The organism is Streptomyces sp. NPDC041970, from assembly GCF_055588985.1.
The window spans coordinates 1-18,658 of sequence record NZ_JBVJCD010000037.1; the positions used below are offsets into that span (position 1 = coordinate 1).

23 protein-coding genes are annotated in these 18,658 nt (G+C 72.6%); 18 read left to right on the forward strand and 5 right to left on the reverse strand.

Annotated elements, in window-relative coordinates; all coding sequences use genetic code 11:
- The 4 genes from ACZ6EJ_RS18720 to ACZ6EJ_RS18735 form a co-directional block, all read left to right on the forward strand.
- A partial coding sequence (locus ACZ6EJ_RS18720; RefSeq protein WP_469268375.1) for an aconitase family protein occupies nt 1–186 on the forward strand: 186 nt, incomplete at its 5' end.
- Between the two features lie 5 nt (nt 187–191).
- A complete protein-coding gene (gene leuD / locus ACZ6EJ_RS18725; RefSeq protein ID WP_469268376.1) occupies nt 192–785 on the forward strand; it encodes a 3-isopropylmalate dehydratase small subunit in 594 nt (197 codons plus the stop codon).
- A 104-nt stretch (nt 786–889) separates the two neighbouring features.
- Nucleotides 890–1,117: an SCO5555 family protein gene (locus ACZ6EJ_RS18730; protein ID WP_469268378.1), complete on the forward strand. Its 228-nt coding sequence runs from the start codon at nt 890–892 to the stop codon at nt 1,115–1,117.
- A gap of 143 nt (nt 1,118–1,260) precedes the next feature.
- Nucleotides 1,261–1,911 (forward strand): HU family DNA-binding protein, encoded by a 651-nt coding sequence (locus ACZ6EJ_RS18735; RefSeq protein WP_469268380.1) that lies wholly within the window; start codon nt 1,261–1,263, stop codon nt 1,909–1,911.
- 78 nt (nt 1,912–1,989) lie between these two features.
- Here the strand turns inward: ACZ6EJ_RS18735 and ACZ6EJ_RS18740 are convergent, their stop codons facing one another.
- Together ACZ6EJ_RS18740 and cofC are read right to left on the reverse strand one after the other, a co-directional pair.
- Nucleotides 1,990–2,193: a hypothetical protein gene (locus tag ACZ6EJ_RS18740; protein WP_469268382.1), complete on the reverse strand. Its 204-nt coding sequence runs from the start codon at nt 2,191–2,193 to the stop codon at nt 1,990–1,992.
- A gap of 10 nt (nt 2,194–2,203) precedes the next feature.
- The gene (gene cofC, locus ACZ6EJ_RS18745) at nt 2,204–2,881 is read right to left on the reverse strand and encodes a 2-phospho-L-lactate guanylyltransferase (RefSeq protein WP_469268383.1); all 678 of its coding nucleotides are present in this window, start codon (nt 2,879–2,881) and stop codon (nt 2,204–2,206) included.
- 156 nt (nt 2,882–3,037) lie between these two features.
- Between cofC and ACZ6EJ_RS18750 the strand changes: the two genes are divergently transcribed.
- From ACZ6EJ_RS18750 to ACZ6EJ_RS18760, 3 genes are read left to right on the forward strand one after another with little or no spacing between them, the layout of a single operon-like run.
- On the forward strand, nt 3,038–3,790 hold the full coding sequence (locus ACZ6EJ_RS18750) for a lysophospholipid acyltransferase family protein (protein ID WP_469268385.1): 753 nt from the start codon (nt 3,038–3,040) through the stop codon (nt 3,788–3,790).
- Complete coding sequence (locus ACZ6EJ_RS18755) at nt 3,787–4,797, forward strand: NAD(P)H-dependent glycerol-3-phosphate dehydrogenase (RefSeq protein ID WP_469268387.1); 1,011 nt, start codon at nt 3,787–3,789, stop codon at nt 4,795–4,797. The genes ACZ6EJ_RS18750 and ACZ6EJ_RS18755 overlap by 4 nt, the downstream gene beginning before the upstream one ends.
- A gap of 34 nt (nt 4,798–4,831) precedes the next feature.
- Nucleotides 4,832–6,007 carry a D-alanine--D-alanine ligase family protein gene (locus tag ACZ6EJ_RS18760; protein WP_469268389.1) on the forward strand — a complete coding sequence of 392 codons (1,176 nt, stop codon included), beginning with the start codon at nt 4,832–4,834 and terminating at the stop codon, nt 6,005–6,007.
- 20 nt (nt 6,008–6,027) lie between these two features.
- Here ACZ6EJ_RS18760 and ACZ6EJ_RS18765 read toward each other — a convergent pair whose 3' ends face one another.
- Nucleotides 6,028–6,519: a DUF3515 domain-containing protein gene (locus tag ACZ6EJ_RS18765; protein ID WP_469268391.1), complete on the reverse strand. Its 492-nt coding sequence runs from the start codon at nt 6,517–6,519 to the stop codon at nt 6,028–6,030.
- A gap of 20 nt (nt 6,520–6,539) precedes the next feature.
- Nucleotides 6,540–6,773, reverse strand: a complete 234-nt coding sequence (locus tag ACZ6EJ_RS18770) for an Lrp/AsnC ligand binding domain-containing protein (protein ID WP_469268392.1) — start codon at nt 6,771–6,773, stop codon at nt 6,540–6,542.
- A gap of 219 nt (nt 6,774–6,992) precedes the next feature.
- Here ACZ6EJ_RS18770 and ACZ6EJ_RS18775 point away from each other — a divergent pair, with 219 nt between their 5' ends.
- The gene (locus tag ACZ6EJ_RS18775) at nt 6,993–7,964 is read left to right on the forward strand and encodes a thiamine-phosphate kinase (protein ID WP_469268394.1); all 972 of its coding nucleotides are present in this window, start codon (nt 6,993–6,995) and stop codon (nt 7,962–7,964) included.
- Nucleotides 7,965–8,036: 72 nt separating this feature from the next.
- Nucleotides 8,037–8,846 carry a bifunctional hydroxymethylpyrimidine kinase/phosphomethylpyrimidine kinase gene (gene thiD, locus ACZ6EJ_RS18780; protein WP_469268395.1) on the forward strand — a complete coding sequence of 270 codons (810 nt, stop codon included), beginning with the start codon at nt 8,037–8,039 and terminating at the stop codon, nt 8,844–8,846.
- Between the two features lie 74 nt (nt 8,847–8,920).
- On the opposite strand, the gene rpmB is transcribed toward thiD, so the two are convergent.
- Nucleotides 8,921–9,106, reverse strand: coding sequence for a 50S ribosomal protein L28 (rpmB, locus tag ACZ6EJ_RS18785; protein WP_030928661.1), 186 nt, complete (start codon nt 9,104–9,106; stop codon nt 8,921–8,923).
- A 254-nt stretch (nt 9,107–9,360) separates the two neighbouring features.
- Here rpmB and ACZ6EJ_RS18790 point away from each other — a divergent pair, with 254 nt between their 5' ends.
- From ACZ6EJ_RS18790 to mutM, 9 genes are all read left to right on the forward strand, one after another.
- A complete protein-coding gene (locus ACZ6EJ_RS18790) occupies nt 9,361–11,028 on the forward strand; it encodes a DAK2 domain-containing protein (RefSeq protein ID WP_469268397.1) in 1,668 nt (555 codons plus the stop codon).
- Nucleotides 11,029–11,087: 59 nt separating this feature from the next.
- Nucleotides 11,088–13,304, forward strand: coding sequence for an ATP-dependent DNA helicase RecG (recG, locus tag ACZ6EJ_RS18795; RefSeq protein WP_469268399.1), 2,217 nt, complete (start codon nt 11,088–11,090; stop codon nt 13,302–13,304).
- Nucleotides 13,305–13,437: 133 nt separating this feature from the next.
- On the forward strand, nt 13,438–14,022 hold the full coding sequence (gene rsmD / locus ACZ6EJ_RS18800) for a 16S rRNA (guanine(966)-N(2))-methyltransferase RsmD (protein WP_469268400.1): 585 nt from the start codon (nt 13,438–13,440) through the stop codon (nt 14,020–14,022).
- A gap of 26 nt (nt 14,023–14,048) precedes the next feature.
- Nucleotides 14,049–14,528, forward strand: a complete 480-nt coding sequence (coaD, locus tag ACZ6EJ_RS18805) for a pantetheine-phosphate adenylyltransferase (RefSeq protein ID WP_469268462.1) — start codon at nt 14,049–14,051, stop codon at nt 14,526–14,528.
- Nucleotides 14,529–14,627: 99 nt separating this feature from the next.
- Nucleotides 14,628–15,746: a cell division initiation protein gene (locus ACZ6EJ_RS18810; RefSeq protein ID WP_469268402.1), complete on the forward strand. Its 1,119-nt coding sequence runs from the start codon at nt 14,628–14,630 to the stop codon at nt 15,744–15,746.
- Nucleotides 15,747–15,982: 236 nt separating this feature from the next.
- Nucleotides 15,983–16,597, forward strand: a complete 615-nt coding sequence (locus ACZ6EJ_RS18815; protein ID WP_469268404.1) for a YceD family protein — start codon at nt 15,983–15,985, stop codon at nt 16,595–16,597.
- A 2-nt stretch (nt 16,598–16,599) separates the two neighbouring features.
- Nucleotides 16,600–16,773: a 50S ribosomal protein L32 gene (rpmF, locus tag ACZ6EJ_RS18820; RefSeq protein ID WP_003965982.1), complete on the forward strand. Its 174-nt coding sequence runs from the start codon at nt 16,600–16,602 to the stop codon at nt 16,771–16,773.
- 19 nt (nt 16,774–16,792) lie between these two features.
- The gene (gene rnc / locus ACZ6EJ_RS18825; protein ID WP_469268406.1) at nt 16,793–17,617 is read left to right on the forward strand and encodes a ribonuclease III; all 825 of its coding nucleotides are present in this window, start codon (nt 16,793–16,795) and stop codon (nt 17,615–17,617) included.
- 178 nt (nt 17,618–17,795) lie between these two features.
- The gene (mutM, locus tag ACZ6EJ_RS18830) at nt 17,796–18,656 is read left to right on the forward strand and encodes a bifunctional DNA-formamidopyrimidine glycosylase/DNA-(apurinic or apyrimidinic site) lyase (RefSeq protein WP_469268407.1); all 861 of its coding nucleotides are present in this window, start codon (nt 17,796–17,798) and stop codon (nt 18,654–18,656) included.
- The last annotated feature ends 2 nt before the right edge of the window (nt 18,657–18,658 follow it).

Below are 18,658 nucleotides of genomic sequence, written 5' to 3' on the forward strand. Positions count from 1 at the left end.
AACCCGGACCAGCTCGCTCCGGGTGAGCGTTCGGCTTCCACCTCCAACCGGAACTTCGAGGGGCGTCAGGGCAAGGGCGGGCGCACGCATCTCGTTTCGCCGCAGGTCGCCGCGGCGACGGCGGTCCTGGGTCATCTGGCCTCGCCGGCCGATCTCACCGCCCTTCCCACCCCCGCGGGAGTCTGAGGATCATGGAAGCGTTCACCATCCACACCGGTCGGGCCGTTCCCCTGCGTCGGGGCAATGTGGACACCGATCAGATCATTCCCGCGCACTGGTTGAAGAAGGTCACGCGTGACGGGTTCGAGGACGGGTTGTTCGAGGCGTGGCGCAGGGACCCGGACTTCGTTCTGAACCGGCCCGAGCGCCGGGGGGCGAGCGTGTTGATCGCGGGGCCCGACTTCGGGACCGGTTCCTCGCGTGAGCACGCGGTCTGGGCTCTGCAGAACTACGGTTTCCAGGCGGTCGTCTCGTCCCGTTTCGCCGACATCTTCCGCGGCAACTCCCTCAAGAACGGGCTGCTCACGGTCATGCTCCCGCAGGAGACCGTCGAGCGGTTGTGGGAGGTGACCGAGGCTGATCCGGCCATCGAGGTGACCGTCGATCTGGAGGCGCGGCAGGTCCGTGCCGGGGGTGTCACGGCCGACTTCGAGCTGGACGAGAACGCCCGCTGGCGGCTCCTCAACGGTCTCGACGACATCAGCCTCACCCTTCAGAACGAAGCGGACATCGCGGCCTACGAGAGCACCCGCCCCGCCTTCAAGCCACGTACCATTACCGCCTGAGCAGCGCTTTTCCCGGACTGCGCCCCCTGCCTCCCGGCAGGGGGCGCAGTCGCTTGTTGAGACCCCGTCGGGCGACAACTCGCCCCAGATGGCACAATCGGTGCATGGAACGCGACAGCCAACTCAAGCTCTATGGCCATGTCGCCGACCGATTGAAGGAAGCGCACGCGAAGGTGCGTGCACTGCAAGTCCCGGAGAGCGTACGGATGGCGCTGACCCGGAAGCTGCTGGTCGTCACGGCCGCGGCGAAGCACGATCTCCCGGACGCGGCAAGGCGTCTGGACCGGTTGGTGAAGGACCTCGATGAGGGCCGATTCCCCGAAGGTGACTGACACCGCGGAAGTCCGCGGCGGTCGACTTCGTTGCGGCACTAGGGTGATTAGCCCGTTTCGTGTTTGATTTGCGGTATATATCTGCCTAACGTGCGAAAAAGCTTGAACACTTTCGTTCTGGCAATGTCTCCGAAGGGGAAGACGTGAACAAGGCGCAGCTCGTAGAAGCGATTGCCGACAAGGTCGGCGGCCGTCAGCAGGCCGCGGACGCGGTCGACGCGGTGCTCGACGCGATCGTCCGGGCCGTTGTGGCCGGGGACCGTGTCTCGGTCACCGGCTTCGGTTCGTTCGAGAAGGTCGACCGCCCCGCCCGGTACGCCCGCAACCCGCAGACGGGTGAGCGCGTCAGGGTCAAGAAGACCTCGGTGCCCCGCTTCCGCGCGGGTCAGGGCTTCAAGGACCTGGTGAGCGGCTCGAAGAAGCTCCCCAAGAACGACGTGGCCGTGAAGAAGGCCCCCAAGGGCAGCCTCTCGGGCGGATCTTCCGCCGCCCGTACGACGGTGAAGGCCGCCGCCGCCAAGAAGTCGGCGGCCAAGAAGACCACCGCGAAGAAGGCCACCGCCAAGAAGGCGACGCCGGCGAAGACCACCGCCGCGAAGAAGGCCACCGCCAAGAAGACCGGCACGGCCGCCAAGACGACCGCGGCCGCGAAGAAGGCGACCCCGGCGAAGAAGGCCGCGACGACCGCCAAGAAGACCGCGCCGGCCAAGAAGGCCACGGCGAAGAAGGCGCCCGCGAAGAAGACCACGGCGCGCACCACCACGGCCAAGAAGGCCACCGCACGCAAGAAGTGAGACCGGGCGTCCGCCCACCCCTCACACGCGCCGGGCCGGGCTCCCCCTCGGGGGAGCCCGGCCCGCGGGCTGCCCGGCCTAGAACGTCTGCAGCGTCACCAGCGTGATCCGCAGGTCCGCCCCCGCGCCCTCGCCCTCGATCCGCACCCGCTGCCCCGGACGCAGCAGCAGCAGACCGCCCGCGTCGAAGGCCGGGGCGCCGAAGTCCACCGGGGTCCCGTCGTCCAGCAGCACGCTGCCGGTGCGCGTCTCGGGGTCGTACGTGTACGAGGTCGCCTGCATGGGCGGCAGCCTATCGGTCGGCGGCCGGCGCCGACGCGGCCATGAGCCGGGCGGTGTGCGGGCCGACCCCCAGAGCGAGGGCCGCCCGCAGATCCTCCGCCGTGTCCACGTCCCGGCGCACCGAGTCGAGGCCGGGCGCCGCCATTTCCACCGCCCCCGACGCCAGGTGCCGGCCGGCGGACGGGCCGCCGAAAGCGGGGAGGAATTCCGCGCCGTACCCGGCGGACAGAAATGTCGTGCCGATTCCCGTGGCGTCCCGGAGAAAAGCGCGGGGAAAAGCGGAAGCGAAATCGAGCACCCGCGCCAATTCGGCCGGGCGCAACGCCGGCAGATCCGCGTTGAGCGCCGCCACCGCGGCGCCCGGCCGCGCCCCGCGCACCCGGCGGACGCCGTGCGACAACGCCGCGTTGAGCCCGGCCGCCGGGGCGTCGGGCACGGTGCGCGCACCGAGCGCCGACAGGGCCGCCGAGGCCGCGGCGTCGTCCGTGACGACCACCACATTCCGCACGCGGGCGCAGGCCAGCGCCGCTGCGACGGTGTCCTGCGCGAACGCCAGCGCGAGCCGCGGCCGCGCCTCCTCGCCCGCCGCCCGTCCCAGGCGGCTCTTGGCCCGCGCGAGCGGCTTCAGCGGAACGACCAGGGTCCAGGGTCCCGGTGATGCGGTGTTCGTGGCGATCTCCCCCTCCATGCGCGTCAGCGCCTATTCTCGCCCGCCGGTACGACAACCCGGAGGGCCGGCTCGAAGGGCGGGGCGTACGGTGTTCTCGACAGAGCAGGGTCCTGCGGCGAGACTTGGCCGTCCGCAGTCAGGCAGCAGATCGAATGATGAAGGAAAGGTGTCCTCGTGTCCCGCCGCAGAATCGGCTTCTGGTACCGCCTGGCGGCGGTCATCGCCAAGCCGCCACTGGTGGTTCTGTTCAAGCGAGACTGGCGGGGGACGGAACACATTCCGGCCGACGGCGGATTCATCAGCGCCGTCAACCACAACTCCTATCTGGACCCGCTCTCCTACGGCCACTTCCAGTACAACACCGGGCGGGTGCCCAGGTTCCTGGCGAAGGCCGCCCTCTTCCGCACCCCGTTCGTCGGGACGATGCTCCGCGGCACCGGCCAGATCCCGGTCTACCGCGAGACCACCGACGCGCTGGACGCCTTCCGCGCCGCCGTCGACGCCATCGAACGCGGCGAGTGCGTCGCCTTCTACCCCGAGGGCACCCTCACCCGCGACCCGGCCGGATGGCCGATGGCCGGCAAGACCGGCGCGGCCCGCGTCGCCCTGATGACCAGGGCCCCGGTCATCCCCGTCGCCCAGTGGGGCGCGAACCACGCGATGCCGCCGTACGCCAAGGAGAAGAGGCTGCGCCTCCTCCCCCGCAAGACCCTGCGGGTGCAGGCCGGACCGCCGGTCGACCTCGACCGCTTCTACGGGCTGGAGCCGACGCCCGAGGTACTGCGCGAGGCGACCGAGGCCATCATGGCCGCAATCACCCGCGAGCTGGAGAACCTGCGCGGGGAGAAGGCCCCCGCCGAGCTCTACGACCACCGCAAAGCCCGTGCTGAACAACGGCGCAGGGCCCAGGGAAAGGGACCCACGTGACGCACCCCGTACAAGCGGCCGTCTTCGGAACCGGCTCATGGGGTACGGCCTTCGCCGTGATCCTCGCCGACGCGGGGTGCGAGGTCACCCTCTGGGGCCGCCGCGCCGAGGTCGCCGAGGCCGTCAACACCACCCGCACCAACCCGGACTACCTGCCCGGCATCCGCCTCCCCGACTCGATCCGCGCCACCACGGACGCCGCCGAGGCCCTGCGCGGCGCGGAGTTCGCCTTCCTCGTCGTGCCCTCCCAGACGCTGCGCGCCAACCTCGCCGCCTGGGCCCCGCACCTGGAGGCGGACACCGTCCTGGTCTCCCTGATGAAGGGCGTCGAGCTGGGCACCGCCAAGCTGATGAGCGAGGTCGTCGCCGACGTCACCCGAGCGCCCGCCGACCGCGTCGCCGTCATCTCCGGGCCCAACCTCGCCAAGGAGATCGCCGAGCGCCGCCCCGCCGCGGCCGTCGTCGCCTGTGCCGACGAGTCCGTCGCCCAGCGCCTCCAGGCCGCCTGCCACACCCCGTACTACCGCCCGTACACCAACACCGACGTGATCGGCTGCGAGCTGGGCGGCGCGGTGAAGAACGTCATCGGCCTCGCCGTCGGCATCGCGGACGGCATGGGCCTCGGGGACAACGCCAAGGGCTCCCTCATCACCCGCGGCCTCGCCGAGACCACCCGCCTGGGCCTGGCCATGGGCGCCGACCCGCTGACGTTCTCCGGACTCGCGGGCCTGGGAGACCTCGTGGCGACCTGCTCGTCGCCGCTCTCGCGCAACCACACCTTCGGCACCAACCTCGGCCGCGGCATGACGCTCCAGGAGACCATCGCCGTGACCAGGCAGACCGCCGAGGGCGTCAAGTCCTGCGAATCGGTCCTCGACCTGGCCCGCCGGCACGGGGTCGACATGCCGATCACCGAGACCGTCGTCTCCATCGTCCACGAGGGCAAGCCGCCGGTCGTCGCCCTCAAGGAGCTGATGTCGCGGAGCGCCAAGGCCGAGCGACGCTGACGCCGCCCCTACCAGCAGGTACGCTCATCGCGATATGAGCAGCGAGAACCTCCCCCAGAGCCCTGAGCGCGCCGAGAGCCCTGAGCCGCACCGCCGCAAGCCCCGTGTGGCCGTCGTGTTCGGCGGACGCAGCTCCGAACACGGCATCTCGGTCGTCACCGCCGGCGCCGTCATGAAGGCCATCGACCGGACGAAGTACGACGTGCTGCCGATCGGCATCACGGTCGACGGCCGCTGGGCGCTCACCGCGGACGAGCCCGAACGCATGGCCATCGCCGACCGCAGGGTCCCCGACGTGGCCCAGCTCGCCGACTCCGCCGGGGGCAGCGTCGTGCTCTCCGTGGATCCCGGCAGCCGGGAGGTCCTCTACAGCGAGCCCGGCTCGGTGCCCAAGGCGCTCGGCGAGGTCGACGTCGTCTTCCCCGTCCTGCACGGCCCGTACGGGGAGGACGGCACCCTCCAGGGGCTCCTGGAACTCTCCGGCGTGCCCTACGTCGGCGCGGGCGTCCTGGCCTCCGCCGTCGGCCAGGACAAGGAGTACATGAAGCGGGTCTTCCGCTCCTTCGGCCTGCCGGTCGGACCGTACGAGGTCGTCCGCCCCCGCGAGTGGGACCGCGACCCGGCCGCCGCACGCCGGCGGATCGTGGACTTCGCCGGCGAACACGGCTGGCCGCTGTTCGTCAAGCCCGCCCGAGGCGGCTCCTCCGTGGGCATCACCAAGGTCGACGACGTCTCCGGCCTCGACGCGGCGATCGAGGAGGCCCGCCGCCACGACCCCAAGTTCCTCGTCGAATCGCTGCTGCGCGGCCGCGAGATCGAGTGCGGGGTGCTGGAGTTCGAGGACGGCCCCCGCGCCAGCGTGCCCGCCGAGATCCCGCCGGTCACCGCGCACGACTTCTACGACTTCGAGGCCAAGTACATCGACTCGGCCGCCGGCCTGGTGCCCGCGCCCCTCACCGAGGAGCAGACCGCCGAGGTGCGGCGGCTCGCCGTCGCCGCGTTCGACGCGGTCTCGTGCGAGGGCCTGGTGCGCGCCGACTTCTTCCTCACCGAGGACGGCGCGTTCGTCATCAACGAGATCAACACCCTGCCGGGCTTCACCCCGATCTCCATGTACCCGCGCATGTGGCAGGAGAGCGGCGTCGACTACCCGGAGCTGGTCGACCGGCTGATCCAGGCCGCGTTGACCCGCTCCACCGGACTGCGCTGACCCGGACGCCGGCGCTCCGCTCAGAGCCGGTCCGGGACCGCCTCGGCGACCGGACCGGCGAACGCGGCCAGCGGCGTGATGTCGTGGGCGTACTTCGAGGAGAGCGTGACCTCGACGTACGCCTTGCGGTAGGTGGTGGTGAACCGGGGGCCGGAGTCCTCCGTCTCCTCCAGCAGCCACGCCACGCCGTCGGCCTCGACCCCCTGGGACTGCGGATCGTTCATCTTCTCGGGTCGCGGGACGCCGCAGCGCAGTACGATCGCCCCGTCCCCCCAGCCGGCGGTCAGCTCCGATTCCGGGGAGGGGTCGCGGCGTTCCTCGTCGAGGACCGTCTTCGGCAGCTTCTCGTGCAGGTCGGCGCAGTACGCGGCGGCCCGCGCGGACGGCGTCGGAACGGGGACCTGGGGACGCGCGTCGCCGAGGGAGCAGCCCGCCGCGGCCAGCACGAGCACGGCGGCGGACGGACCGAGGGTGAGTGTCGAGCGGGCGGACCGGCGGGCGGAAGACGTCACCGGACCAGCCTAGACGGGGGTCAGAGGTGGACGACCGGGCAGGTCAGGGTTCGTGTGATGCCGTCCACCTGCTGCACCTTGGCGACCACCATGCGGCCGAGCGCGTCGACCGTCTCGGACTGGGCCCGCACGATCACGTCGTAGGGGCCGGTGACGTCCTCTGCCTGGATGACTCCCGGAATCCGGGAAATGGTCTCGGCGACGATCGACGCCTTGCCCACTTCGGTCTGGATGAGGATGTACGCCTGTACCACGGAACCTCCAGGGCGGCCACGAGGATCATGTGGGGGAAAGGGACGCCACGTTATCGCGTCACCGCGTGCCGCGGGGAGACCCGCGGGCCGGACGGCGTCCTCAGCGTGGCGTGCGCAGAGCACAAGTTGACGTATCTCTTGACGCTACCGACAGCAGTGACGGCTCGCGACCGGGGGCCCGGACGGGCGTCCGGGGCGACAAAGGAGAGGTGAGACTCGGTGAAGGGAACCGTGGGCGAGTTGGGGGAGTTCGGGCTCATCAGAGAGCTGACCTCCCGGCTCACCACCACTCCGGCGGTACGGCTGGGGCCCGGCGACGACGCCGCCGTCGTGGCCGCTCCCGACCGCAGGGTCGTGGCCAGTACGGACATCCTGCTGGAAGGGCGGCACTTCCGCCGCGACTGGTCGACGGCGTACGACGTCGGCCGCAAGGCCGCCGCCCAGAACCTCGCCGACATCGCGGCCATGGGCGCCGTCCCCACCGCGCTGCTCCTCGGCCTCGTCGTCCCCGCCGACCTGCCCGTCACCTGGGCCGCCGAGCTGATGGACGGCCTGCGCGACGAGTGCCAGGTCGCCGGAGCGGCGGTCGTCGGCGGCGACGTCGTCGGCGGCGACACGATCACCGTCGCGATCACCGCCCTCGGCGACCTGCGCAACCACGAACCGGTCACCCGCGCCGGCGCCCGCCCCGGCGACGTGGTCGCCGTCACCGGCTGGCTCGGCTGGTCCGCCGCCGGGTACGCCGTGCTCTCCCGAGGCTTCCGCTCCCCGCGCGCCTTCGTCGAGGCCCACCGCCGGCCCGAACCGCCCTACCACGCGGGGCCCGCGGCCGCCGGGCTCGGCGCCACCGCGATGACCGACGTCAGCGACGGGCTCGTGGCGGACCTCGGGCACATCGCGGAGGCCAGCAAGGTCCGCATCGACCTGCGCGCCGGACTCATCGACATCCCCTCGCAGATGCACGACATCGGCCAGGCCGTCGGCGTCGACCCGCTCCAGTGGGTGCTCACCGGGGGAGAGGACCACGCGATCGTGGCGACCTTCCCGCCCGACGTGAAACTGCCCGCCCGCTGGAAGGTGATCGGCGAGGTCCTCAACCCCTCCGCCCTCCCGCAGGTCACCGTCGACGGCGCCCCCTGGACCAGCAAGGGCGGCTGGGACCACTTCGGCGCGATCGAGGACGCCCGGTGAGCGGGCCCCGCCCGGTGCGGCGGGCCCCCCTCGGCCGCCGCGCCGACCGGGGCTCCCGCTAGATTGCCGCGTATGCCCCTCCGTACCGCTGTACCGCCACGCGTGCTGACCGTCGCCGGATCGGACTCCGGCGGCGGTGCGGGAATCCAGGCCGACCTCAAGACGATGCTCGCCCTCGGCGTGCACGGCATGAGCGTCATCACCGCCGTCACCGCACAGAACTCCCTCGGCGTCCAGGGCGCGTGGGAGCTGCCGGTGGAGGCCGTGCGCGCCCAGTACCGCAGCGTCGTCGACGACATCGGCGTCCAGGCCGTGAAGACCGGGATGCTCGCCTCGGCCGCCCTCGTCGAAACCGTCGCCGGACTCCTCGCCGAGACCGGCGTCCCCGTCGTCGTCGACCCGGTCGGCGTCTCCAAGCACGGCGACGCGCTGCTCGCCGCCGAAGCCCTCGACTCCGTACGCGCGAAGCTGCTGCCCGTCGCCACCGTCGCCACCCCGAACCTCGACGAGGTGGCCCAGCTCACCGGCGTCCGGGTCCGCGACGAGCGGGGGATGCGGCGGGCCGCCGAACGGATCCTCGCCTTCGGACCGCGCTGGGCGCTCATCAAGGGCGGCCACCTGCCCGGCGAGGCGGTGGACCTGCTCACCGACGGGGACGCGGAGCACTGGCTGCGCGCCCCCCGGCACGACAACCGGCACACCCACGGCACCGGCTGCACCCTGGCCTCCGCCCTCGCCTCCGGGCTCGCGCTCGGCCAGGACGTCCCCACCGCCGCACGGGCCGCGAAGGCGTACGTCACCGGGGCCGTCGAGGCCGGCTTCCCGCTCGGCGGCGGCATCGGCCCGGTCGACCACGGCTGGCGGACCCGTCCGACCGCCTGAGCACAGCAAAAAGCCGGTCCACCGAGGTGGACCGGCTTTTTGGGCAACCGGAAGGCTGCGCTACGACGGGGACGTCAGCGCGCGACCTTGCCGGCCTTGATGCACGAGGTGCAGACGTTGAGCCGCTTCGGCGTCCGACCGACCACGGCACGCACGCGCTGGATGTTGGGATTCCAGCGACGGGACGTACGGCGGTGCGAGTGCGAAATGTTGTTGCCGAAGCCCGGCCCCTTGCCGCAGACGTCGCAGTTGGCAGCCACGGGTCACTCCAAAGACTTCGAGATGCACTTACAGTGAATTCCGGCGCGCCGGAATCATTGAATGAAGTGGCGGTACCGGAGGAATGTCCCGACTCTCGTCGGGCAACCGAAGCAGCATACAACGCCTGCTCCGGAGATACGAAACTACCACGGCTCGGACCGCCCGCCGCCCGCCCCCTGTCCCCGCCGGGGCCCCCGCAGGCGGCTAACCTGCGGTTCAGCCCGCAGCCACGGCCGCTCAAGGAGGACCACCGGTGCCGCAGCCCCCCGACGTTCTGGACGCCGTCGCGGTGCGCACCTGGTGCTCACTGGCCCTGGAGGCCCTGGGCCGGGAGCGCGCGGAGATCGACGCCATCAACGTGTACCCCGTCGCCGACGGTGACACCGGCACCAACCTCTACCTCACCGTCGAGTCCGCCGCCGCGGCCGTCGAGGCCGTGTTCGCCGCCCACGAGACCGGGGGCACCGCGCCCGCCACCGCCGACGTCGTGCACGCCATGGCGCACGGCGCGCTGATCGGCGCCCGCGGCAACTCCGGCACCATCCTGGCCCAACTGCTGCGCGGCATGGCCGGGGTGCTGGCCGGCGGAGGCGACGCGGCGCACCTGCGCCTCGCCCTCACCCGGTCCGCGGCCGCCGCCCGGCAGGCCGTCGCCCACCCCGTCGAGGGCACCGTCCTCACCGTCGCCGCAGCCGCCGCCGACGCCGCGCGGGGCGAGGACCCGGCCCTGGCCGCCGTGGTCCACGCCGCATACGGGGGGGCCCGCGCGGCCCTCGCCCGCACCCCCGCCCAGCTCGCCGTCCTCGGGCGGGCGGGCGTGGTCGACGCCGGGGGCCGGGGCCTGGTGGCGGTCCTGGGCGCGCTGGTGGAGGCGGTCACCGGACAGGCCCCGGCGCGGGCCCCGCGCACCGGGCCGCCCGGCGGGACGCCCGGACCCGCATCCGGCGCGGAGCCCCCCGAGGACGGCGTGCCGGGGGTGGACTGCCCCGAACCCGGCGAGAGCGCGGGGCCCGCGTTCGAGGTGATCTACCTGCTGGAGGCCGGCGACGACGAGGTCGCGAGGCTGCGCACCCGGCTCGACGCGCTCGGCGACTCCCTGGTCGTGGTGGGCGGCGACGGGCTCTGGCACGTACACGTCCACGTCGACGACGCCGGGGCGGCCGTGGAGGCGGGCGTCGAGGCCGGACGGCCGTACCGCATCCGCATCACCCACTTCGCCGCCCGCGGCGGCCACGACGCGCGCGCCCAGGCCGAACCCGCCCGCCGCGCCGTCGTCGTCGTGGTCCCCGGCGACGGGCTGGCTCAGGTGTGCACCGGGGCCGGGGCCACCACCGTGATCGCCCGCCCCGGCGAACCGCCCGCCAGCGGCGAACTGGTCGACGCCATCCGCCGCGCCCACGCCCGCGAGGTGGTCCTGCTGCCCAACGACGCCGCCCTGCGCCACACCGCCGCGGCCGCCGCCGAGCAGGCCAGGACCGAGGGGGTCCGGGTCGCCCTCGTCCCCACCCGCGCCGCCGTCCAGGGCATCGCCGCCCTCGCCGTCCACGAGCCGGACCGGGGCTTCGACGAGGACGTGGTCGCCATGACCGCCGCGGCCGGCGCCACCCGCTACGCCGAACTCGCCGTCGCCGAACACCGCTCGTGGACCACGGCCGGGGTCTGCCAGGCCGGGGACGTCCTCGGCCTGATCGACGGCGACGTGGCCGTCATCGGAGCCGACGTGCCGGCCACCGCCCGCACCGTGCTGGACCGGATGCTGGCGGCCGGCGGCGAGCTGGTCACCCTCGTGCTCGGCGAGGACGTCCCCGACACGCTGGCCGACGCGCTGGAGGCGCACGTGCGCGGGGGCCACCTCGCCGTGGACACCGTGGTCTACCGGGGCGGACGCCAGCGCGCGCCGCTGCTGATCGGCGTCGAGTAGCCCTCCGCCGCCCGCCTCCCGCCGCGCCCGGCTGACGGCTGTCAGTGCGGTGGTGTGCAATGGATCGCGTGTCCTCGTTCGATGAACCCCTCAAGAAGCTGCTCGGCGGAGCCACCGCGAAGGTGATGGCCGAACACCTCGACCTGCACACGGTCGGTGATCTGCTGCACCACTACCCGCGGCGCTACGAGGAGCGGGGCAGGCTCACCGCGTTGACCGACCTCCCGCTGGACGAGCACGTCACGGTCGTCGCCCAGGTCGCCGACGCCCGCGTCCTGACGTTCAACAACGGCCGGGGCAAGCGCCTGGAAGTCACCCTGACCGACGGCGCCGGCCGCCTCCAGCTGGTCTTCTTCGGCCACGGCGTCCACAAGCCGCACAAGGAGCTGGTGCCGGGCCGCCAGGCGATGTTCGCGGGCAAGGTCTCCGTCTTCAACCGCAAGACGCAGCTCGCCCACCCCACGTACCAACTGCTCGACGCCACCGACGCCGACGAGGCGACCGAGGCCGTGGACGCCTTCGCCGGGCGGCTGCTGCCCATCTACCCCGCGTGCAAGCAGCTCGACTCCTGGCGGATCGCCAAGGCCGTCGACGCCGTGCTGCCCGGCGCGCGGGACGCGGTGGACCCGCTGCCCGCCTCCCTGCGCGAGGGGCGCGGCTTCACCCCGCTGCCCGAGGCCCTGCTCAAAGTGCACCGCCCGCAGACCCGCGCGGACGTGGAGGAGGCCAGGGCCCGGCTCAAATGGGACGAGGCGTTCGTGCTCCAGGTCGCGCTGGCCCGCCGCCGGTACGCCGAGACCCAGCTCCCCGCCGTCGCCCGCCGCCCCGTCGCGGACGGCCTGCTGGACGCCTTCGACGCCAAACTGCCGTTCACCCTCACCGACGGCCAGCGCCACGTCAGCAAGGAGATCTTCGACGACCTGGCCACCGAGCACCCGATGCACCGCCTGCTCCAGGGCGAGGTGGGCTCGGGCAAGACGATGGTGGCCCTGCGCGCCATGCTCGCCGTCGTCGACGCGGGCGGCCAGGCCGCGATGCTCGCCCCCACCGAGGTCCTCGCCCAGCAGCACCACCGCTCCATCACCGAGATGATGGGCGAGCTGGCCGAGGGCGGCCTGTTGGGCGGCTCGGACCGGGGGACCAAGGTCGTCCTGCTCACCGGCTCCATGGGCACGGCCGCCCGCCGCCGGGCACTGCTCGACCTGGCCACCGGCGAGGCCGGGATCGTCATCGGCACCCACGCCCTGATCGAGGACAAGGTGCGGTTCCACGACCTGGGCCTCGTCGTGGTGGACGAGCAGCACCGCTTCGGGGTCGAACAGCGCGACGCCCTGCGCTCCAAGGGGAAGCAGCCGCCCCACCTCCTCGTCATGACCGCCACCCCCATCCCCCGTACGGTGGCGATGACCGTCTTCGGCGACCTGGAGACCTCCGTCCTGGACCAGCTCCCCGCGGGCCGCTCGCCGATCGCCAGCCACGTCGTCCCCGCCAGGGACAAGCCGCACTTCCTCAGCCGCGCCTGGGAGCGCGTCCGCGAGGAGGTCGACAACGGCCACCAGGCGTACGTCGTCTGCCCCCGCATCGGCGACGACGCGGAGGAGGCCGCCGGGAAGAAGAAGGGGAGGGCCGGGAAGAAGCCCGCCGACGAGGACCCCGAGAAGCGGCCGCCGCTCGCGGTGCTGGAGATCGCCGACGAGCTGCGCGGGGGCGCGCTGGCCGGGCTGAGCGTCGAGGTGCTGCACGGGCGGATGCACCCCGACGAGAAGGACGACGTGATGCGCCGGTTCGCCGCCGGGGACGTCGACGTCCTGGTCGCCACCACCGTCATCGAGGTCGGGGTCAACGTCCCCAATGCCACCGCCATGGTGATCATGGACGCCGACCGGTTCGGCGTCTCCCAGCTCCACCAGCTCCGCGGCCGCGTCGGCCGGGGCTCGGCCCCCGGCCTCTGCCTGCTCGTCAGCGAGGCCCACGAGGCGAGCCCCGCCCGCGCCCGGCTCTCCGCCGTCGCCGCCACCCTCGACGGCTTCGAGCTCTCCCGCATCGACCTGGAGCAGCGCCGCGAGGGCGACGTCCTCGGGCAGGCCCAGTCCGGGGTGCGCTCCTCGCTGCGGATGCTCACCGTCATCGACGACGAGGAGGTGATCGCCGCCGCCCGCGAGGAGGCCGTCGCGGTCGTCGCCGCCGACCCGGAGCTGGAGCGCCTGCCCGAGCTGCGCACCGCGCTGGCCGCCCTCCTGGACAAGGACCGCGAGGAGTACCTCGACAAGGGGTAGCGCCGCACCGGGACAGGAGGGGAGGAGGCGGACGGGCCGGCGGGCGCCGCACGCCATATCGTGGACGCACGGCGCGCACCGCACGCCGACGGCCCTGCCTGCCGTGCCCCACGACCCCGAGGACCCCGCACCCATGACCCGCGTGATCGCCGGCTCGGCCGGCGGACGCCGCCTGGCCGTCCCGCCCGGCACCGGCACCCGCCCCACCTCCGACCGTGCGCGGGAGGGCCTGTTCTCCACCTGGGAGGCGCTGCTCGGCGCCCTCGACGGTGTCCGGGTCGCCGATCTGTACGCCGGCTCGGGCGCCGTCGGCCTGGAAGCGCTCTCGCGCGGGGCGGCCCACGCCCTGCTCGTCGAGGCCGACCAGAAGGCGGTCCGCACGGTCCGGGAGAACGTCCGCACCCTGCGGCTGCCCGGCGCCGAGGTGCGCGCCGGCCGGGCCGAGCAGATCGTCGCGGGCCCGGCCCCCGCCGACCCGTACGACCTCGTCTTCCTGGACCCTCCGTACGCCGTCACCGACGACGATCTCCGCGAGATCCTCCTCACACTCCGTGCTCAGGGGTGGCTCACCGGCGATGCGCTCGTCACGGTGGAACGCAGCACGCGGGGCGGGGAATTCGGCTGGCCGGCCGGGTTCGAGCCATTGCGGGCCCGTCGCTACGGCGAGGGGACGCTTTGGTACGGTCGCGCCGCCGCTCCGTGCGAAGACGCACGATGACCGGACCGGAGAGCGAGGGAATCACTGTGCGCCGCGCCGTCTGTCCGGGGTCGTTCGACCCCATCACCAACGGGCATCTCGACATCATCGGTCGAGCCTCCAAGCTGTACGACGTCGTGCACGTCGCGGTGATGATCAACCAGTCCAAGAAGGGGCTGTTCACCGTGGACGAGCGGATCGACCTGATCCGCGAGGTCACCGCCGACTTCGGCAACGTCGAGGTGGAGTCCTTCCACGGACTGCTGGTCGACTTCTGCCGGCAGCGGGAGATCCCGGCCATCGTCAAGGGCCTGCGGGCCGTCAGCGACTTCGACTACGAGCTGCAGATGGCCCAGATGAACAACGGCCTCTCCGGCGTCGAGACGCTCTTCGTGCCGACCAACCCGACCTACAGCTTCCTGTCGTCCTCGCTGGTCAAGGAGGTCGCGGCCTGGGGCGGCGACGTCTCCCACCTGCTGCCCCCGACCGTCCACGGGGCGCTCACCGAGCGGCTGGCCGAACGCTGAGCCGCTGACGTACCGTCACCAGGTGTCGGACGGCGGCCCGCCGGCCTTACAGTCGTCCCGTCCGTCTCCAACAGAGCAGCAGAGAGTGGCGAGCACACGGTGGACGTGCAGAAGAAGCTCGACGAGATCGTCGCAGCGGTCGGGAACGCCCGCTCCATGCCCATGTCGGCCTCGTGCGTGGTCAACCGCGCCGAGCTGCTCGCCATGCTCGACGAGGTGCGCCAGGCCCTGCCGGGCTCCCTCGCCCACGCCCAGGAGCTGATCGGCGGCCGTGAGCAGCTCGTGGAGCAGGCGCGGCAGGAGGCCGAGCGGATCATCGAGGCCGCCCACGCCCAGCGCGGCTCCCTGATCTCCGAGACCGAGATCGTCCGGGAGTCCCGGAGCGAGGCGGACCGCATCCTCTCGGAGGCCCGCCGCGAGGCCGAGGAGGTCCGGGCCGAGGCCGACGACTACGTCGACAGCAAGCTCGCCAACTTCGAGGTGGTCCTCACCAAGACCATCGGCTCCGTGGACCGCGGCCGCGAGAAGCTGCTCGGCCGCGGCCAGGGCCTGGACGAGCAGGGCTACCAGGACCCCGACTTCGCCGAGGCCCCCGAGCGCAGCGCCGACCCGGAGACGCTGCGGCAGCGGGCGGACGCGTACGTGGACGCCAAGTTCGGCGCGTTCGAGGCGGTGCTCGCCAAGACCCTGGAGGCGGTCGGCCGGGGCCGGCAGAAGCTGCACGGCCGGGTCGCCTCCGACGACCTCGGCGCGCACATGGCCGCCCAGGACGCCGCGGGAGACCAGGGGCACACCAGCGACGCCGACTACCTGGCCGGGCTCGCCGAGCTGGCCCCCCCGGACCCGCGGCAGCCGTCCCACCAGCCCCAGCCGCCCCACGAGCCCCAGCAGCCGCCGCTCTACCCGGCGCAGCCCCCGGTCGAGCCGCAGTACGCGCAGGCGGCCTACGGCTACCAGGAGCAGCCGCTCCAGCCGGGCGGCGCCCCCGACGCGTACGGCTACCAGCAGCCCGATCCGTACGCCGCCTACCAGCAGACGGGGTACGGGACGGGCCAGTACCCCGCGCCGCAGGCCCAGCCCGACTACGGCTGGCAGGAGCAGCAGCCCCAGCCCCGGCCGCCCGCCCGGCAGGGCGACGGGGCGCTGGACGAGACCAGCCTCTTCGACACCAGCATGATCGACCTGGAGCAGCTCCGCCGGTACGAACAGGGCCGCTGATCCCGCCGCCCCGCGCGCGCCGGTCCGGGCGCGGGGCCAGGTCCGGCGGGGTGCGGGCCGCCCCGATTGGGTGCTGGGCGGTCCGTCCAGTATCCTGAATCCTCGGTCGCGCGTAGCTCCGCGATCCCGCCTGCCCGCCTCGAATCCGACGGGTCGGCCCCCTCCCCAGCACGACGCACGAGATCCCGAAAGCAGGAGAAGCCCTGAACGGCCACCTCGACCACCGCAACCCCCTCGTGTTCGACACGCACGAGCTGGGTCGGCGTCCCGGTGCTCTGAAGCGGCTCACCCGCACGGTGGACGCACCCGGTTCACCGGTCCTGGGCATCGACGGCGTCATCGGCGTGCCGGAAGGCGCGCCCGTGGAGCTGGACCTCCGCCTCGAGTCGGTCATGGAAGGGGTGCTTGTCACAGGCACCGCCCGTGCGACCGCCGAGGGGGAGTGCGTAAGGTGTCTGGAGCCGCTGACCATAGAGGTCGACGCGGATTTCCAGGAGATGTTCTCGTACCCTGACGCCGATGACCGGGCCCGCAGCAGTGCGGCGGACCCGGCCGACGACGCCGAGGACGACGAGGACAGGTTCTTCCTCGAGGACGGCTTGTTCGACCTCGAGTCAGTGCTGCGTGACGCGGTAGTGCTCGCACTGCCCATGCAGCCGGTGTGCAAGGAGACCTGCGCCGGTCTGTGTTCCGAATGCGGAATCAGGCTGGACGAGCATCCGGGCCACCACCACGACGCCGTCGACATCCGTTGGGCGGCACTGCAAGGACTCGCCGAGACCGTTCAGGACGGCGAGAAGGACAACATGGGCGGCGCCGAACCGGGCGTCGACGAGAAGCAGGAGAAGTAGCCGTGGCTGTTCCGAAGCGGAAGATGTCGCGCAGCAACACGCGCCACCGCCGGTCGCAGTGGAAGGCTGCGGTCCCCACCCTGGTTTCGTGCGAGCGTTGCCAGGAGCCCAAGCTCCAGCACATTGCGTGCCCGAGCTGCGGCACCTATAACAAGCGCCAGGTCCTCGAGGTCTGAGCGGCTGGTGAGAGGCCCGATGTCTGAGTTGTCCCACGCCAAGAAGCAGGCAGACAACGTCAACACAGCCTCGTCCCACACGCTTCTGGAAGGGCGGCTCGGATACAACGTCGAGTCCGCCCTTCTGGTGCGTGCGCTGACCCACCGTTCGTACGCGTACGAGAACGGCGGTCTGCCCACCAACGAGCGGCTCGAATTCCTCGGGGATTCGGTGCTCGGCCTGGTGGTCACGGACACGCTGTACCGCACCCACCCCGACCTGCCCGAAGGCCAACTGGCCAAGTTGCGGGCCGCGGTGGTCAACTCGCGTGCGCTTGCGGAAGTGGGCCGCGGCCTCGAACTCGGCTCCTTCATCCGGCTCGGCCGGGGTGAAGAGGGCACGGGGGGCCGGGACAAGGCTTCCATCCTCGCCGACACCCTCGAAGCGGTGATCGGCGCGGTCTATCTCGACCAGGGCCTCAGCGCGGCCTCGGAGCTGGTCCACCGGCTCTTCGACCCGCTGATCGACAGGTCCTCGAACCTCGGCGCCGGCCTGGACTGGAAGACCAGCCTCCAGGAGCTCACCGCGAGCGAGAGCCTCGGAGTCCCCGAGTACCTCGTCACGGAGACCGGCCCGGATCACGAGAAGACCTTCACTGCTGCTGCTCGCGTCGGTGGTGTCTCGTACGGCACCGGCACCGGCCGTAGCAAGAAGGAAGCGGAGCAGCAGGCGGCCGAGTCCGCCTGGCGCGAGATCAGCGCCGCCGCGGAAGCACGGAGGGCCGCGGAGAAGTCCGCGGCCGACGGAGGGGCCGCCGACACCCCTGCCGAACCGTCGCCGCACACGGACGCCGCTCCGGCCTGACGCGAAGGGGACCCCCCGGTGCCATGTGCACCGGGGGGTTCTCCCTGTCCGGGCCTCAGCGGCCGAAGGCTGTCCGCAAGGCCGCCGGGCACCCCGGAGGGCGGTCTTCCGCCCCGTTCCCGCGCGTCCGCGGGCCCCCGCCCTCACGCCCCCGCCCCCTCGTCCCCTGGAGTCCACCGTGCCCGAGCTGCCCGAGGTCGAAGTCGTCCGCCGGGGCCTGGAGCGCTGGGTCAGCGGCCGCACCGTCGCCGAGGCGGAGGTCCTGCACCCGCGCTCCGTCCGCCGGCACCTCGCGGGCGGCGTCGACTTCGCCGCCCGGCTCCGCGGGGCCCGCCTCGGCACGGCGATGCGCCGCGGCAAGTACCTCTGGGTGCCCGTGGAGGGGGCCTCCGCCTCCCTGCTCGGCCACCTGGGGATGAGCGGGCAGTTGCTGGTGCGGCCGGCGGACGCGCCCGACGAGAAGCACCTGCGGGTCCGGATGCGGTTCGACGACGCGCTCGGGACCGAGCTGCGCTTCGTCGACCAGCGCACCTTCGGCGGGCTCTCCCTGCACGGCAACACCCCCGACGGGCTGCCGGACGTCATCGCGCACATCGCCCGCGACCCGCTCGACCCGCTCTTCGACGACGCCGCGTTCCACGCGGCGCTGAGGCTGCGCCGTACGACGGTCAAACGCGCCCTGCTCGACCAGACCCTGCTCAGCGGCGTCGGCAACATCTACGCCGACGAGGCGCTCTGGCGCGCCAAGCTGCACTACGACCGGCCGACCGGCACCCTGACCCGGCCCAAGTCGGCCGAACTGCTCGGCCACGCCCGCGACGTCATGAACGCGGCTCTCGCCCAGGGCGGCACCAGCTTCGACAGCCTGTACGTCAACGTGAACGGCGAGTCCGGATACTTCGACCGGTCGCTCGACGCCTACGGCCGGGAGGGCGAACCCTGCCACCGCTGCGGCGCCCCGATGCGCCGCAGCGCCTGGATGAACCGCTCCAGCTACTTCTGCCCGCGCTGCCAGCGGCCGCCCCGCCTCCCGGCGTGACG